A 15,678-nucleotide genomic window follows, 5' to 3' on the forward strand; every position below is an offset into this window, starting at 1 on the left:
CAGGCCTTCCGCATGTCCTTTTCCCTCACGAGCCCGCCGCTCGCGCGCGCGCTCGCCGACCGTAATTATTCCGAGCCGACGCCGGTGCAGAGCGCCGTGCTGGAGGAGGGCGCCCGCGGGCGCGATCTCCTGGTCTCCTCGCAGACCGGCTCGGGCAAGACCATCGCCTATGGGCTCGCCATTGGCGAGACGCTGCTGGATGGGGCCGAGAAGCTCGGCCGCGCCGAGCGGCCGCTGGCGCTGATCATCGCGCCGACGCGCGAGCTCGCCCTGCAGGTGCAACGCGAACTGGCCTGGCTCTATGCCCAGGCAGGTGCGCGCGTGATCTCCTGCGTCGGCGGCATGGATCCGCGCCGCGAGGCGATGCTGCTCGAAGAGGGCGCGCATATCGTCGTCGGCACGCCCGGTCGGCTGCGCGACCATATCGAGCGGCGCCGTCTCGACCTTTCGGAACTCAAGGCCGTCGTGCTCGACGAGGCCGACGAGATGCTCGATCTCGGCTTCCGCGACGATCTTGAATTCATTCTGAAGAGCGCGCCTGAAAGCCGCCGCAGCCTGCTGTTCTCCGCGACCTTCCCGAAGGAGATCATCCAGCTCGCGCAGAACTATCAGCGCGACGCGCTGCGCATCGAGGTGCAGGCCGCGGCGCGCGGCCATGCCGACATCGCCTACAAGGCCGTGCGCGTCTATCCCAAGGAAGCGGAGCTGGCGGTCGTCAACCTGCTGCGCTTCTATGATGCGCCGGTTGCGCTCGTCTTCTGCAACACGCGCAACGCCGTGCGCCATCTCGAAGCCATCCTGCTGGAGCGCGGCTTCACGGCCGTGGCGCTCTCGGGCGAGCTCGGCCAGAACGAGCGCAACGCCGCGCTGCAGGCGTTGCGTGACGGCCGGGCGCGGGTCTGCGTCGCGACTGACGTTGCCGCGCGTGGCATTGACCTGCCGGGACTCGACCTCGTGATCCATGCCGAATTGCCGCATGACTCCGAGGTGATGCAGCACCGGTCCGGCCGTACCGGCCGGGCCGGGAACAAGGGCACCAGCGTGCTGCTGGTGCCGCCCTCGCGCCGACGCAAGGCCGAGCGGCTGCTGATGGAAGGCAAGGTCGAGGCCGAATGGGTCGGCCCGCCGACGGCCGAGGAGATCCATGCGCTCGACCAGGAGCGGCTGCTGAAGGACCCGCTGCTCGAAGGCGAGGAGGGCGAGGACGATGCCGGCATGGTCGAGGCGTTGATGGCGGGTCGGGAGGCGCGCGAGATCGCGGCTGCCCTCGTCAGGCTCTACCGCTCGCGACTGCCGGCGGCGGAGGAAGCGGGCGACCCGGGCTTCGGCCGCGAGGAGCGCCGCACCCCGCGCTCGAACGAGGACTATGCCGCCAAGCGCCGGCCTTTTGGCGCCGGCCGCGATGCGGATGAGGGCGAACGGCCGCACAAGGCGGCCGGACCCCGCGGCGACACCGTCTGGTTCCGGCTCGATATCGGCCGCAAGCAGGGCGCCGACCCGCGCCAGCTCCTGCCAATGCTGTGCCGGCGCGGCCGGATCACCCGCGACGAGGTTGGCGCCATCCGCATCTTCGACCGCGAGACCAAGGTCGAGATCGACGCCGATGTCGCCGATCGTTTCTACGAATCCGCCAAGGTGCCGGATCGCGACCGGATCACGATCGAGCCGGCGACGGACGAGCGGCGCGCGGCCAAGTCATTCGAGGACAAAGGATCCGAGAGGCGCGCGCCTTCGCGCAGGCCGGCCTCGGGCGGTCAAGAGTTTGCGGAGCGACCGGAGCGGGGCGGCAAGTTCGAACGGCCGGCTGCCCCTTACCGCAGCCGCGAGCGTTTCGAGGAGCGCGACGGGGCTGCGCCGCGTCGGCCGGCTGCCGGCCGGCAGACCGGTGAGCGCAAGGCCTATGAAGATCGTGGAGAAGGGCGTCCGGCGGGCAAGAAGCCGTTCAACCCGAAGGCCAAGCGTTTTCCTGGCAAGGCCGAGCGGCCTGAAGGCGGCCGTCCGGCTGGCAAGCCCTTTGGCAAGGGCAAGCCGCCGCGCCGGGGCTAAGCCTCAAGCCGGCCTCGTCGCAATCTTCGCCATGACGGGAATGCCTCGCCGCCTGCGCTTCTCTCAGCGCAGGCCGAGGAAGGAGAGAATGGCCAGGACGACGACGATCAGGCCGACGAGATAAATGATATTGTTCATGAAAACCCCCTGATGGATGGGCCGTGAGGCCCGATTTCAGGGGGTGAACCGTCTTTGGGGGCGAAAGGTTCCCTCGGAAGGCGGTCGCCGCCGGTTCCCGCAAAGGCACAAGTCATCCCGGGCGAAGTGCTGACCGGGGTGACATGCGGGGGGCGGCGCAAGAGATCTGTCGGATCGTCTCCCGTTCAGACCACCACCTTGCGGTAGAGGTGCCAGGTCGCGTGGCCGAGCACCGGCATCGCCACGACGAGCCCGACCAGCACCGGCAGGCAGCCGAGCACCAGAAGCCCGGTGACGATCAGCCCCCAGTACATCATCACGCGCGGATTGGCCTCGACCGCTGCGATCGAGGTGCGAACCGCCGTCGGCATGTCGACGTGACGGTCGATCATGAGGGGGAAGGACACGACCGAGATCGCGAAGGCGAGGATGGCGAAGAGCAGGCCGACCGAGTTGCCGACGATGATCATTACCCAGCCGTTGAAGGTGGTGAACGTGGCGCGCAGGAATTCCGCGGTGGAGACATCGGCCGGCAGGCCGAGCTGGGCGCGGTAGATCAGCCAGGCGCAGGCGAGCCAGGCCAGGAAGAGCCCGGTCAACATCAGGCCGAGCAGGACGATCTGCCCGATCCCCGGCGATTGCAGCACCTCGAGCGCGTGGTTCCACGACGAATCCAGACCCTGCTCGCGTCTCCGGCTGGTTTCATAGAGGCCGATAGCGGCGAACGGGCCGAGCAGGGCGAAGCCGCCGAGCAGCGGGAAGAGCAGCGGGAAGATGTTGTAGGTGACGGTGAGCTGCGCCAGCAGCACGCCGGCGATGGGATAGATCAGCGCGATGAAGACGAGATGGCTCGGCTGAGCCATGAAATCCTCCCAGCCGCGCGAGAGCGCTTCCCGCAGGTCCATCGTCGTGATGGTGCGGACCTGCGGTGGTGCGGCTCTGCCGATGTGGTGAAGGGTGCCGTCAAGATTGGCCATGGCGTGTCTCCCGGTTCCGGCCCGGTTCGCCAAAAAGCCGTCGACATGTTCCTTGGTGTCAACGGCCGTCAGGCGTCGAGCTTCCAATTCCCAGTGTCAGGACTATACACGCCGGAGCCGGATTTGTTGCAGCCTTTCGCGCAGATGTGAGGCGCGCGCTGCGCAAAAGGCTGCTGCCCTTTCTCGTCAGCACCTTCTCGCCTAATGCTTGCGGCATGAGCGACACCGACGATACCGCACCTTCCGAAACGCCCGTCGCGGATCTGACGCCGCGCAGGGCCAAGCTCGAGCACAAGCGGCTGGCCGCCGAGGTGCAGGCGGCGAACGATGCCTATTTCCAGGACGATCAGCCGATCATGGACGACGCTTCCTATGATGCGAAGCGTCGGCGGCTGGTCGCTCTGGAGGAGGCCTTTCCGGAGCTGAAGGAGGCTGGCGGAGTCAGCGACAAGGTTGGTGCCAGGCCGTCGGGCAAGTTCGCCAAGATCAGGCATCGCGTGCCGATGCTCTCACTCGACAACGCCTTCTCGGACGAGGCGGTCGCGGAGTTCGTCGCCCGTGTCTATCGCTTTCTCGGCCGCAAGGAGGAGGATGGCGGCATCGCCTTTACCGCCGAGCCGAAGATCGACGGGCTCTCGCTCTCGCTGCGCTACGAGAAGGGCGAGCTCGTCGCTGCCGCGACGCGCGGCGATGGCGAGGAGGGCGAGGACGTCACCGCCAATGCCCGCACCATCGCTGAAATTCCGAAGACGCTCGCCGGGCCGGACGTGCCGGAGGTCGCGGAGGTGCGCGGCGAGGTCTATCTCGGCCATGCCGATTTCGCCGGTATCAACGAGCGCCAGCGCGAGAAGGGGCTGCCCGAATTCGCCAACCCGCGCAACGCTGCGGCCGGCTCGCTGCGCCAGCTCGATGTCAGCGTCACCGCTTCGCGGCCCCTGCGCTTCTTCGCCTATGCCTGGGGCGAGATGCCGGTGCTGCCGGCGCCGACGCAGATGGGCGTGGTCGAGGCGTTCAAGCGCTGGGGCTTCCGCACCAACCCGCTGATGAAGCGCTGCGAGAGCGTGGCCGAGATGGTCGCGCAGTACCGGCTGATCGAGAGCCAGCGCGCGACACTCGGCTACGACATCGACGGCGTGGTCTACAAGGTCGACGATCTGGCGCTGCAGGCCAGGCTCGGCTTCGTCTCGCGGGCGCCCCGCTGGGCGATCGCGCACAAGTTCCCGGCCGAGCTGGCGACGACCGTTCTCGAAGCCATCGACATTCAGGTCGGGCGGACAGGCGCACTCTCGCCCGTGGCGCGGCTGAAGCCGGTGACGGTCGGCGGTGTCGTGGTGACCAACGCGACGCTGCACAACGAGGATTACATCCGCGGCTTCGATTCCAAAGGGCTGCCGATCCGCGACGGGGCCGATATCCGCATCGGCGACACGGTGACGGTGAAGCGGGCGGGAGACGTCATCCCGCGCGTCGAGGCGGTCGATCTCACGAAGCGGCCGGCGGATTCGAAGCCCTATGACTTTCCGAAAGAATGCCCGATCTGCCACAGCCATGCCGTGCGGGAGCACAACCCGCGCTCCGGCAAGGAAGATGCCGTGCGCCGCTGTACGGGCGGGCTGATCTGTTCCGCCCAGACGGTCGAGCGGCTGAAGCACTTCGTCTCGCGCGATGCGCTCGACATCGACGGGCTCGGCGACAAGCAGATTGAGTTCTTCCACACCGATCCCGACCTGCCGGTGAAGGAGCCGGCCGACATCTTCACGCTCGCCCGGCGTGACGACGCTAATTTCAAGAAGCTCAAGGACAAGGAAGGCTTCGGCGCGGTCAGCGTCAAGAAGCTGTTCGAGGCGATCGAGGCCGCGCGCACACCGCCGCTCAACCGCCTGATCTTCGGGCTGGGAATCCGCCATGTCGGCGAGACCAATGCGCGGCTACTCGCCCGCAATTACGGCTCCTTCGAGGCTCTGCGCGAGACGCTTGCCGCCGCCGTCGATCCCGCTTCGCCGCAACGGCAGGAACTCGACGCCATCGACGGCGTCGGGCCGACCGTGGTCGAGGCGCTGCTGCAGTTCTTCGGCGAGCCGCACAATCAGGAACTGCTCGACCGGCTGCTGGAGCAGGTGCAGCCGCAGCCGCTGGAAGCCGTCGCCACGACGAGTCCGGTCGCCGGCAAGACAGTCGTTTTCACCGGTGCGCTGGAGCGGATGACCCGGGACGAGGCCAAGGCGATGGCGGAGCGGCTTGGCGCCAAGGTGGCAGGTTCGGTCTCATCGAAGACCGACCTGCTGGTCGCGGGGCCGGGTGCCGGCTCCAAGCTCAAGGATGCGGCCAAGCATGGCGTCGAGGTGATCGACGAGGCCGGGTGGTTCGATCTGATCGGCGGGTGAGGGTTATTCCGCTGCCTCCGCGGGCGGTGCGAACATCGCCGCTGGCGGCGCTTCGCCCGCCGCCCGTACCTGGCTGGGCGCGGCGCCGGTGATCCGTTTGAAGGCGCGGCTGAAGGAGGCTTCCGATTCGTAGCCGAGGCGCTGCGCTACCACCGCGATGCGGAGCTTGTCGCGGGCGAGCCATTGCCTCGCCTGGTGCATCCTGACCTGCGCGACATAGCGTGCCGGCGTCTCGCCGACGACCTCGGCGAAGCGCAGGGCGAAGCCGGAGCGCGAGGCGCCCATCAGTTCCGCCAGACTTTCGACCGTCCAGTCGGTCTCGGGGTGGGCGTGGACTGCTGCGAGCACCTTGCCGATCTGTGGGCAGCGCGCCGCCGCGACCCAGCCCTTGCTGGTGCCGCAGCCGCTTTCGACCCAGGCGCGGATGATCGTCGCGGCCAGCACGTCGGCGAGGCGCGCCATGATGCCGCCGGCGCCGACCCTGTCCATCGCGACCTCCTGGCCCATCGCCTCCAGCAGATGCGGGATGCCGGGCTCGTTGGCGATGAAGTCGGACATCCGCATCAGGTTCGGCATCAACCTGAGCAGCGGGTGGCCGGTATCGACGTTGAAGGTCATGCGGCCGGTGAAGATCAGCATGTGCTCGCCGCTGCCGCCGCCTTCGACATCGAAGATATTGCCGTAGAACTCGCGCACCCGGCAGTTGCAAGGAGGGGAAGGGACGACCTCGGGCGAACTGGCCAGGACATGGCCACCGCCGCGGGGCAGCAGCACGGCGTCGCCGTCCTGCAGCTCCAGCCATTCGCCCGCGGAGGTCTTCAGCCAACAGTTCCCGCGCGAGACGAAATGGAAATAGGCCTCATGGGTCTGGGGGAAGGCGACGCCCCAGGGCGCGGCCATCTGGCAGCGGCTGTAGTCGACTCCGTCGAGCCTCAGGCCGCGGAGCATCTCGGTCAGATGGTCGGCGGGAACGGTCATCGCAATCCTGGACGAACAGTCATGAGATGCGGATTATATAGCATGGAAACTCCATGGCGCCACTCCCATCTTCCGGCGACTTCATGGAGAACCCCATGTCAGACGCTCTATCTGCTACTTCATTCGAACTTGATGACACGCAGGATGAAACCCGCGAAAAACCTGCCTGGGCTGCGGTCGTCTCGCTGACCTTCGGCGTCTTCGGCCTGGTCACGGCCGAGTTCCTGCCGGCCAGCCTGTTGACGCCGATGGCTGCCGATGTCGGCGTCTCGGTCGGTGCCGCCGGGCAGGCGGTCACCGCCACGGCCGTGGTCGGCGCCATTGCCGGCCTCGCCGCCGCCATCGTCACCCGCGGCATCGACCGGCGCGTGGTGATCTGGGCGCTGACCGGCCTGCTGATCCTGTCGAGCGTCATCGCGGCGATCGCCACCAACCTGCCGACGCTGCTCTTCGCCCGCGTGCTGCTCGGCATCGGGCTCGGCGCCTTCTGGTCGATGGTCGCCGCGACCGCGATGCGGCTCGTGCCGCCGAGCGCCTTGCCCAAGGCGATGTCGCTGATCTTCACCGGCGTCTCGGTCGCGACCGTCAGCGCGGCGCCGATCGGCGCCTATATCGGCAATCTGATGGGCTGGCGTTTCGTGTTCTGGCTCTCGGCGCTGGTTGGCGTGGTGGCGCTCGTCATCCAGATGGCCGTGCTGCCGCGGCTGCCGGCGCGGGGTTCGCCCGACATCCGTACGCTGTTCCGCCTGCTCGGCCAGCCCAGCATCGCTCTCGTCCTTGCCGGTATCGTCGTGGTGATCTCGGGGCATTTCGCCGGCTTCACCTATGTCCGTCCGTTCCTGGAACAGATCCCGAAGCTCTCCGTCGAGGCGATCTCGCTGGCGCTGCTGGCCTATGGCGTTGGCGGCTTCTTCGGCAACTTCCTGGGCGGGGCGATCACGGCGCGCAGCGCCAAGGCCTCGGTGATCTTCGGCGCCTTCGCGATTGGGCTGATGGGGGCGAGCCTGCTCTTCGTCGGGGCATCGCCGATCGCCTCGGCCATCGCCGTCGGGCTCTGGGGTTTTGCCTTCGGCGCGCTGCCGGTCGGCTTCCAGACCTGGCTGGTGCGCGTCGCGCCGGAAGATGAGGCGGAGTCGGCCGGTGGCCTGCTCGTCGCCGCTTTCCAGGTCGCGATCGCGAGCGGCGCCGTTTTCGGCGGGCTTTTGGTCGATGGCTTCGGGACGCTGGGCGTGATGGCCTACGCCACGATCGCGACGCTGGTGGGCGGGCTCGGCGTGCTGCTGCTCGGCGCGAAAAGCCCTGAGCGTGTCGGAGCCAAGGCCGCGGCCCACGCCCTCTGACGCCATCGACAAGCTGACAAGACAGATCGGGCGCGTGATGCGCCCGATCACTTTTCTTCAAGACAGCGGGGCCGCGAGAGGGTTTATGCTCGCGGCATGGAAGCAGTCACCCAAGGCGAGACATTCTGCCTCGAACCGCTCGTCGCCGGCGAGCGGGCGAAGTTGTTTCCGGCCGCACGCTTCGACGGGCTGGACTGCCTTGCCGCGACCTTCCGCCGCCACGCCTATGCGCCACACCGGCATGAGAGCTATGTCCTCGGCACCATCGAGGCCGGCTGCGAGACCTTCCGCGTACGCGGTGCCCGCTATTATGCCCGGCCAGGGTTGATCACCTTCGTCAACCCCCTGGAAACCCATGATGGCGAGCCCTACGGACCGGGCTACAGCTATCGCATGACCTATCCCGAGATCGGGCTGATGCGCGAGGTCGCGGCTTCGCTGAGCGGCCGGGAGATGAGCGAAACGCCGTTCTTTCCCGAACCTCTCGTCGAGGATGCGGAAGGCGCGGCGCTCTTCGCCGCCGCACATCGCGCGATCGAGGATGGCAAAGACCTGCTGGCAGGCGAGGAGATGCTGCTGCGCTTCTACGCGCATTGCCTGGCCCATCATGCCGATCTGACGGTTCGGGCCATCGGTGCGGAGGAGGGGCCCGTCGCCAAGGCGCGCGAATTATTCGAGGCGCGCTACGAGGAAGACTTGTCGCTTGCAGATGTGGCCCGGCTGACCGGCCTGCCGCGCCATCACCTGATCCGGGCCTTCCGGCGGGAGACTGGGCTGACGCCGCATGCCTATCTCGTCGATATCCGCGTCCGGCGCGCCCGCGAGCGGCTCAGGCGCGGCGAGATGCCGGGCGATGTCGCGGCGGCGACCGGCTTCTGCGACCAGCCACATCTGACGCGGGCCTTCAAGGCGCGCTTCGGCGTCACGCCCGGCGCGTTCCGGGCCGCGCATGCCGGCTGAGCCGGCCCTTCGAGAGAACCGAAACCCATGTCCACGATGCGCGACGACATCAGGCGCGGCCTGAGCGATATCTGGCCGGCCGCAGTGGCTGCGGCGCCGATCGGCCTGCTGTTCGGGGCGGTGGCGGCAAGCAAGGGGCTCTCGCCGCTCGAGGTCTTCCTGATGAGCGCCATGGTCTTCGCGGGCGGGGCGCAGTTCGCGGCCGTGGAATTGTGGACGATGCCGGCGCCGATCGCGGCGTTGGTGTTCTCGACGCTGCTGATCAATGCGCGCCATGTGCTGATGGGAGCGTCGCTCGCGCCCAAGCTCGAAGGCTTCAGCCGCTGGCAGAAATTCCTCGGCCTCTACTACATGGCCGACGAGAACTGGGCGCTGGCCGAGAAGCGCGCCCGGACCCATCGCCTGACGCCGGCTTACTGGTTCGCGATGGTCATCCCGTTCGTTACTGGCTGGCTCATCAATTCGACGCTGGGTGCGACGATCGGTGCCGTGCTGGGCGATCCGAAGCGGCTCGGCGCCGATTTCGCCTTCACCGCGCTGTTCATCGCGCTCGTCGCGGCCTTCTGGAAGGGACGCGTGACGTTCTGGACCGTGGCTGCGGCCGGCGTCGCCTCGGCCGTGACCTATCGGCTCGCCGGGCCGCCGTGGCATGTCGCGGCCGGCGCGCTCTGCGGCCTGCTGGCGGCCTGGCTCGCGGCGGGCAGCGAGCCGCGGAGGCAGGCCATCGTCATCGAGGAGGCCGAGGCGTGAGCGTCGATCCGATCAACCTTCTCGCCTTCCTCGGCATGGCGATCGTGACCTATTTCACACGCGTCGCCGGGCTCGCGCTGGCGGGCCGGCTCAACCTGTCGCCGCGCGCCCAGGCCGCGTTCGATGCGATTCCGCCCGCCGTTCTGGTCGCGGTGATCGCGCCGAGCGCGCTTGCCACCGGCTGGGCTGAGACGGCTGCGGCAGCGATCGCGGCTTTGGCGGCGACGCGGCTTCCGCTGCTGGGAGTGGTGGCGGTGGGCGTCGTCGCGGTGGTGGGCTTCCGAATGGTGCTGTGATCGGTGTCCTTCTCCCTTGGGGAGAAGGATGAACCGTCACAACGGCCGGCAGGCCGCCTCCAGCCAATCCTTCGCGTTGCCTTCGACCAGAGAACCGAGCTTCTCCCAGACCTTGGCGTGATAATCGTTGATCCAGGCGATCTCGCCGTCATCGAGCAGGTTCGTGTCGATCAACGCCCGCTCATAGGGGCACCAAGTAATGGTCTCGAAGCCGTAGATCGTGCGCTCGGCGCCGGGGATATGACGCTCCTCGACGACAATCAGGTTCTCGATGCGGATGCCGTAATGGCCTTCCTTGTAGTAGCCGGGTTCGTTGGAGAGGATCATGCCCGGCTCCAGCGGCGTGGTTCCGAGCTTGGAAAGCCGTTGCGGCCCCTCATGCACAGAGAGATAGCTGCCGACGCCATGGCCGGTGCCATGGTCGAAGTCGAAGCCGCCTTGCCAGAGCGGCAGCCGGGCGAAAGCGTCGAGCTGCGCGCCGGAGGTTCCCTTGACGAAGACCAGCCGCGAGATTGCGACGTGGCCCTTGAGCACCCGGGTATAGCGATCGCGCATCTCGGCCGTCGGGTTCCCGACGACGATGGTGCGGGTGATGTCGGTGGTGCCGTCCTCATACTGGCCGCCGGAATCGACCAGGAAGATGCCGGGTTCGATCCGCCGGTTGCTCGCCGCGTTGACGCGATAATGTGGCAGGGCCGCATTGGACCCCGCGCCGGCAATGGTGGTGAAGGAGACATCCTTGAGCAGGCCGGTCTTCAGGCGCTCGCTTTCCAGCGCCGCGACCGCGTCGATCTCGGTCAGGCCGCCCTTCGGCGCCTCGCGCGCGAGCCATGAGAGATAATTCGTCATCGCGGCGCCGTCGCGCAGGTGGGCGGCGCGGGAGCCTGCGAGCTCGGCCGCGTTCTTGCGCGCCTTCATCAGGGCGATCGGATCGGCGCCGGCATCGGGCGTGCCGCCGGCCTCGGCAATGAGCGTTGCCAGAGCCGAGGCTGCGGTGGCGGCGTCGAGTCGGACCCTGGCCTTGGCAGCCCCGAGCTTCGCGATCTGCCTTTCGAGCTCCGCCGGGGGCGCGATCTCGCCGACCGCGCCGATGGCATCGCCCGCCTCGTTGGTGATCTTCTCCGGCGCCAGGAAGACGGTCGGCCGGCCCTCGCGCGGTACGACGGCATAGCCGAGCGGCAGCGGCGTGTGCTCGACATCGCCGCCGCGGATGTTGAAGGTCCAGGCCAGCGCATGCGGATCGGAGACGACGAGGGCATCGACCTTCGCCTCCATCAGCGCCTTCTGGATGCGTGCGAGCTTGGAGGCCGGGTCCTCGCCGGCATAGTCGGCGCGATGCGCCTTGACGGGGGCAGCAGGCGGGGCCGGGCGGTCGCTCCAAAGCGCATCGAGCGGGTTTTGCGCCACGGGCACGAGCGTGCCGCCGGCTGCTGCGACCGCCTTTTCCAGCCTCGCGACGCCATCGACGGTGTGGAGCCAGGGATCGTAGCCGAGCTTGCCGCCGGCCGGCAGGTTCTGCTCGATCCAGCGCTCCAGCGGCGTGTCCTCCATGCGGACCGGCGTGACCACCTTGGTGTCGGTCTGCTCGGCCGACTGGATGGTGTAGCGGCCATCGACGATGAGGGCTGCCTTGTCGGCCAGCACCACGGCATTGCCGGCCGAACCGGTGAAGCCGGTCAGCCAGGCGAGGCGTGCCATATGGGCCGGCACATACTCACCTTGATGCTCGTCGGCGCGCGGCACGACGAAGCCGTCGAGCCCCTGTGCGGAGAGGGCCTGCCGCAAGGCGGCGACACGGCCGGCGACCTGGGCTGGATCGCTGGGCTCGGTGAACGACTGGAACTGGCAGGTCGGGAGGGTCGATTCGGTCATGATGGGATCCGGCATAATCTGCGCCATCGTCGCGCCCCACGACCGAAAGTGCCAGCGCAAATGCGTCCGTCGGGCGATGCCCAATCCGCAGGATCGTGCTGCCTCGCGGATCCGCATTGTGCCATTTGGTTATGCAATCTACGCAAATATTAACGGATATGGACGGATTGCATGCGTTTTCTGCATATCTCGCATATGCGAACATATCTTCTCGCATATGCGAAATGATCCCACTTTAGGCGCATAAGAGAACGAGGAAGCGACCGGGACTGTCCTTCGTTTTTCGGAGATGGACCCATGACCTACGTATTGAACAACGCCGATGTGCTGCCCGTGCCGGTGATGGCCGAGACGGCGACGAAGTCCTCGGAAAAGCCCGGGCTGCTGGGCCGATTCTATGCCGCCATCCTCGAAAGCCGGATGCGCTCGGCGGCTCGCGAGCTGCGCGCCCGCAATCTCCTCGTCAACGAGGCAGGGATCGTGCTCGGCGGCATTCCGTTCACCAGTCTGTCGAACGACGCGTCGCTGCCCTTCAACCGCTGAATTCACGGCGCCGCGGCTAGCTCGCGCGCCGATAGCACCCAGGATCGGAACCATGATCGTCATCATCAAGCATATAGCCGAGCGGATCGCCGATGCGGCGAAGTTCGCCGCCGCCGTCTGGCACGATGCGCGCAGCCTGCAGGCTGAGGCAGAGGCCAAGTACGGCCATATCGACTTCTGAAGTCGAAGCGTAACGGCCTCACGCTCCAGCTCTCGAAGCACGGAGTGTCGGAGGTCAGGCAGGGCGGCGGGGCCTTTGGGCTGCGCCGCCTTTTTTCATGACCAGTGTCGCCCAGCCTTCGCGCAGCGACTGGCTGGCGAGAGAAACGCCCTGGTGCCGGTAGGCCGAGACCACGCCGGCGACATCCATGGCGAGCAGGCCGGACAAGATCAGCGTTCCGTCCGACGAGAGGGCGCGCGCCAGCGCGGGGGCGAGGCGCTTCAGCGGCCCAGCCAGGATATTGGCGAAGATCAGGTCGAAATGGCCGGGCCGGTTGGCCTTGGCGTGACGCAGCCCCGGCGCGACATAGAGATCGAGCGCATGCGGCGCATGGTTGAGCCGGGCATTATGGGCCGAGACCTCGACCGCGACGGCATCGATATCGCCGGCGACGACCTTGCGCTTGATCTGCTTGGCGAGTGCCAGCGCCAGGATGCCCGTGCCGGTGCCGACATCGAGGCCATGGCGAGGGCGACGCTTCTTCAGCGCGGCGTCGAGCGCCAGCAGACAGCCGGATGTGGTGCCGTGATGGCCGGTGCCGAAGGCGAGCGCCGCCTCGATCTCGATGGCCACGTCGTTGACCCGCACGACATCGCGATCATGCGCGCCATGAACGATGACGCGGCCGGCGCGCACCGGCTTCAGCCCATCGAGGCTGGTCGCGACCCAGTCCTGCTGGTTGACCGTGGTGAAGGGCGTGCTGTCGATGCTGTCGCCGACGATCGGCCGCAGCATGTCGCGCACGGCCTCCTCGTCCGGATGGTGGGCGAAATAGATCTCCACCTTCCAGGGCGCGTTGAGCGAGAGCGTGGTGACGCCTTCCTCAACTTCGAAGGACGAGATTGCCGTCTCTGTCGGGTCGAAGACTTCGCCGAGCAGTTCGGTCAGGGCCCGGGCCTTTTCGCCCGAGGTGGAGAGTTCGAGGACGGTCGCGACCGTCGCTGGCAGGAGGCCTTCGCGCATGGGCTGCGATTAGCAGGCGCGCCCGGCGCTGTCATCGGAAATGGCCGCTGGAGCTACCGAAACCTCGCGTTCAGCAATGGACGTTATGGGGTGGGCCATGACGCCCACCACGCGCAGGATCATCGTCAAGGCAAGCGTTGCGACCGTGTCGTCGATCGCGGCCTCGCTCGGCCTCGCCGTCACGATCGTGCCGCTGCTTGGTGGCGTCGTCGACGGCAATGCCTGGCTGATGTGCATCCTCTGCCCGCTACTGATTGCCTGGCCCGTGAGCGCCTGGCAGTTCCGGCAGGCGGAGCGCTTTCGCGAGGCCCGCAACGAGATCGCGCGGCTGCACCGGGAGCTGGTGGAGGCACATCGCGAATTGTCGGCCGCCCACGCGGCGGCCGTCGAGAAGGCGCGGCGCGACGGCATGACCGGCCTGCTGAACCGCGGGAGCTTCCTCACCGCCTTGCGCGAGTCGATGGCGGGAGGCGGGGAGGGCGCGCTCCTGTTCATCGACGCCGATCATTTCAAGCAGATCAATGACCGCTTCGGCCATCCGGCCGGGGACGATGCCTTGCAGAGTCTGGCGACGGCGATTGCCGGCACGGTCGGGGCTGGCGACCTCTCGGGCCGGCTCGGCGGCGAGGAGTTCGCCGTCTACCTGCCCGGGCTTGCCGCTGATGAGGCCCGCCTGATGGCCGCGAAGATCCTGGAAGCGGTCCGGTCCCTCAGGATCGATGTTGCCGCTGACAGGACGATCGCGCTGACGGTGAGCATCGGCGCCGCGGTCCAGACCGGCGGCGTGACGCTCAACGAACTGATCGCCGAGGCCGACGAGCAGCTCTACCGGGCGAAGACCCTCGGGCGGAACCGCGCCGCTTTCGCGCTGGACGTGGCTGCCGTCGCCTGAAGCCGCTCGTGTCAGGCGTGCTGGTCGTTCAGCGCGGCGAAGACCTGCGCGAAGTTGCCGTTCGCCTCGGCATAACGTAGCGGCTTGCAGCGCTCGACGATCACCTCGGCAGCGTCCGGCCGGGTCTCAAGGATCGTCATCACCTCGGCGGTGAAGTCGGCCAGCGGCATGGCGGCCGGGTCCACGGCCTGCTGGGCGCCCATCAGTTCCGTCTGCACATAGGGCGGGGCGATCTCGATCACTTCGACCGGCGTGTTCCTGAGCTGCTCCCGCAGGCCGATCGACCAGGAATGGATCGCAGCCTTGGTGGCGCTGTAGGTCGGAGTCAGGGCCAGCGGCACGAAGGCGAGGCCGGAGGAGACTGTCAGGACCGTGGCGCGCGGCTGCTTCAGGAGATGCGGCAGGAGCGCCGTGGTCAGGCGGATCGGACCGAGCAGATTGGTCGCGATCGTCTCCTCGGCGATGGCGAGGCTGATGCCGGCGGGAATATCCTCGGGCTTCATGATGCCGGCATTGTTGAGGACGGCATTGAGCTTCGGGAAGCGCTCGACGGTTTGTCGGGCGAAGGCTTCGATATCGGCCCTGTCCTGGATGTCGAGCAGCATCGAGGCCATGCCGGGGTTGGCGGCAGTGACCTCGTCGAGCACCCGTTCGCGCCGGCCGGCGATGATGATCTGATTGCCCCTGGCGTGCAGCGCCTCCGCCAGCGCCCGGCCGATGCCCGAGCCGCCGCCGGTGATGAGAATGGTGTTTCCGGAGATGTTCATCGCAAAGCCCTCTCGTGGTTGCGTGAGAGGAGATGGCGCCCTTACTCTTCATTGGAAAGAAGGCGCTTGAAAGTGCCATACGTACCAAAAGGAGAGTGTTGGGTGCAGACGATCCGGACTGCCATGGCGGTGATGCATGCCCGCAGCGAGGCGGTCCCGCCGGTGAGCCCGGCAGTGGAGTCGCTGGTGCGACAGGTGATTGCGCAGGTGGCGGACAAATGGACGATGCTGGTGCTGGAGGCGCTCGAGGAGCGCGGCACGCTACGTTTCACCGAGGTCGGGCGCATGGTCGGCGGCATCAGCCAGAAGATGCTGACCAAGACGCTGCGGGAGATGGAGCGGGACGGGCTCGTCCTCCGTACCGTTCATCCGGTCATTCCGCCGCATGTCGATTACACCCTGACCGAGCTGGGGCGGGAGCTCAGCGCGGCATTCTGCGGCGTTTGGGTCTGGGCCGAAACCTATTACGGAGAAGTCTCGGCCGCGCGGAAGGCGTTCCGGGCGCGAGAGGAAGGGGCGTGATGCTGCCCCTTCGAGTAAGGCCCGATCGCC

General features: G+C 67.5%; 15 protein-coding genes. 10 read left to right on the top strand and 5 right to left on the bottom strand.

Features of this window, described 5'->3' with window-relative positions; translation table 11 throughout:
* Positions 1-12 precede the first annotated feature (12 nt).
* Positions 13-2,046 carry a DEAD/DEAH box helicase gene (locus CE453_RS10900; protein WP_089174608.1) on the top strand — a complete coding sequence of 678 codons (2,034 nt, stop codon included), beginning with the start codon at positions 13-15 and terminating at the stop codon, positions 2,044-2,046.
* Positions 2,047-2,369: 323 nt separating this feature from the next.
* On the opposite strand, the gene CE453_RS10905 is transcribed toward CE453_RS10900, so the two are convergent.
* Entirely contained in the window at positions 2,370-3,161 is a 792-nt protein-coding gene (locus CE453_RS10905) for a DUF2189 domain-containing protein (RefSeq protein ID WP_089174609.1), read from the bottom strand.
* 215 nt (positions 3,162-3,376) lie between these two features.
* Between CE453_RS10905 and ligA the strand changes: the two genes are divergently transcribed.
* On the top strand, positions 3,377-5,545 hold the full coding sequence (gene ligA / locus CE453_RS10910) for an NAD-dependent DNA ligase LigA (protein ID WP_089177832.1): 2,169 nt from the start codon (positions 3,377-3,379) through the stop codon (positions 5,543-5,545).
* A gap of 3 nt (positions 5,546-5,548) precedes the next feature.
* Here the strand turns inward: ligA and CE453_RS10915 are convergent, their stop codons facing one another.
* Positions 5,549-6,523 carry an AraC family transcriptional regulator gene (locus tag CE453_RS10915; RefSeq protein WP_089174610.1) on the bottom strand — a complete coding sequence of 325 codons (975 nt, stop codon included), beginning with the start codon at positions 6,521-6,523 and terminating at the stop codon, positions 5,549-5,551.
* A gap of 95 nt (positions 6,524-6,618) precedes the next feature.
* On the opposite strand from CE453_RS10915, the gene CE453_RS10920 reads away from it, so the two are divergent.
* From CE453_RS10920 to CE453_RS10935, 4 genes are all read left to right on the top strand, one after another.
* Complete coding sequence (locus CE453_RS10920; protein WP_248308031.1) at positions 6,619-7,863, top strand: MFS transporter; 1,245 nt, start codon at positions 6,619-6,621, stop codon at positions 7,861-7,863.
* 96 nt (positions 7,864-7,959) lie between these two features.
* Positions 7,960-8,823 (top strand): AraC family transcriptional regulator, encoded by an 864-nt coding sequence (locus tag CE453_RS10925; protein WP_089174612.1) that lies wholly within the window; start codon positions 7,960-7,962, stop codon positions 8,821-8,823.
* A gap of 27 nt (positions 8,824-8,850) precedes the next feature.
* On the top strand, positions 8,851-9,573 hold the full coding sequence (locus CE453_RS10930; protein WP_089174613.1) for an AzlC family ABC transporter permease: 723 nt from the start codon (positions 8,851-8,853) through the stop codon (positions 9,571-9,573).
* Positions 9,570-9,869: an AzlD family protein gene (locus tag CE453_RS10935; protein ID WP_089174614.1), complete on the top strand. Its 300-nt coding sequence runs from the start codon at positions 9,570-9,572 to the stop codon at positions 9,867-9,869. Before CE453_RS10930 ends, CE453_RS10935 begins: the two co-directional genes overlap by 4 nt.
* 36 nt (positions 9,870-9,905) lie before the next feature.
* Here CE453_RS10935 and CE453_RS10940 read toward each other — a convergent pair whose 3' ends face one another.
* Positions 9,906-11,741: an aminopeptidase P family protein gene (locus CE453_RS10940; RefSeq protein ID WP_089177833.1), complete on the bottom strand. Its 1,836-nt coding sequence runs from the start codon at positions 11,739-11,741 to the stop codon at positions 9,906-9,908.
* A 297-nt stretch (positions 11,742-12,038) separates the two neighbouring features.
* Here CE453_RS10940 and CE453_RS10945 point away from each other — a divergent pair, with 297 nt between their 5' ends.
* Together CE453_RS10945 and CE453_RS29455 are read left to right on the top strand one after the other, a co-directional pair.
* On the top strand, positions 12,039-12,284 hold the full coding sequence (locus CE453_RS10945; RefSeq protein ID WP_089174615.1) for a hypothetical protein: 246 nt from the start codon (positions 12,039-12,041) through the stop codon (positions 12,282-12,284).
* Positions 12,285-12,336: 52 nt separating this feature from the next.
* A complete protein-coding gene (locus tag CE453_RS29455) occupies positions 12,337-12,465 on the top strand; it encodes a hypothetical protein (protein WP_282568780.1) in 129 nt (42 codons plus the stop codon).
* A 54-nt stretch (positions 12,466-12,519) separates the two neighbouring features.
* Here CE453_RS29455 and CE453_RS10950 read toward each other — a convergent pair whose 3' ends face one another.
* Entirely contained in the window at positions 12,520-13,467 is a 948-nt protein-coding gene (locus tag CE453_RS10950; protein ID WP_089174616.1) for a 50S ribosomal protein L11 methyltransferase, read from the bottom strand.
* Positions 13,468-13,564: 97 nt separating this feature from the next.
* On the opposite strand from CE453_RS10950, the gene CE453_RS10955 reads away from it, so the two are divergent.
* Positions 13,565-14,359 carry a GGDEF domain-containing protein gene (locus tag CE453_RS10955; RefSeq protein ID WP_089174617.1) on the top strand — a complete coding sequence of 265 codons (795 nt, stop codon included), beginning with the start codon at positions 13,565-13,567 and terminating at the stop codon, positions 14,357-14,359.
* An 11-nt stretch (positions 14,360-14,370) separates the two neighbouring features.
* Here CE453_RS10955 and CE453_RS10960 read toward each other — a convergent pair whose 3' ends face one another.
* Positions 14,371-15,126 (bottom strand): SDR family oxidoreductase, encoded by a 756-nt coding sequence (locus CE453_RS10960; RefSeq protein WP_089174618.1) that lies wholly within the window; start codon positions 15,124-15,126, stop codon positions 14,371-14,373.
* A gap of 123 nt (positions 15,127-15,249) precedes the next feature.
* Here CE453_RS10960 and CE453_RS10965 point away from each other — a divergent pair, with 123 nt between their 5' ends.
* A complete protein-coding gene (locus CE453_RS10965; RefSeq protein WP_089174619.1) occupies positions 15,250-15,648 on the top strand; it encodes a winged helix-turn-helix transcriptional regulator in 399 nt (132 codons plus the stop codon).
* The last annotated feature ends 30 nt before the right edge of the window (positions 15,649-15,678 follow it).

It is taken from the genome of Bosea sp. AS-1 (assembly GCF_002220095.1).
GTDB lineage: Bacteria > Pseudomonadota > Alphaproteobacteria > Rhizobiales > Beijerinckiaceae > Allobosea.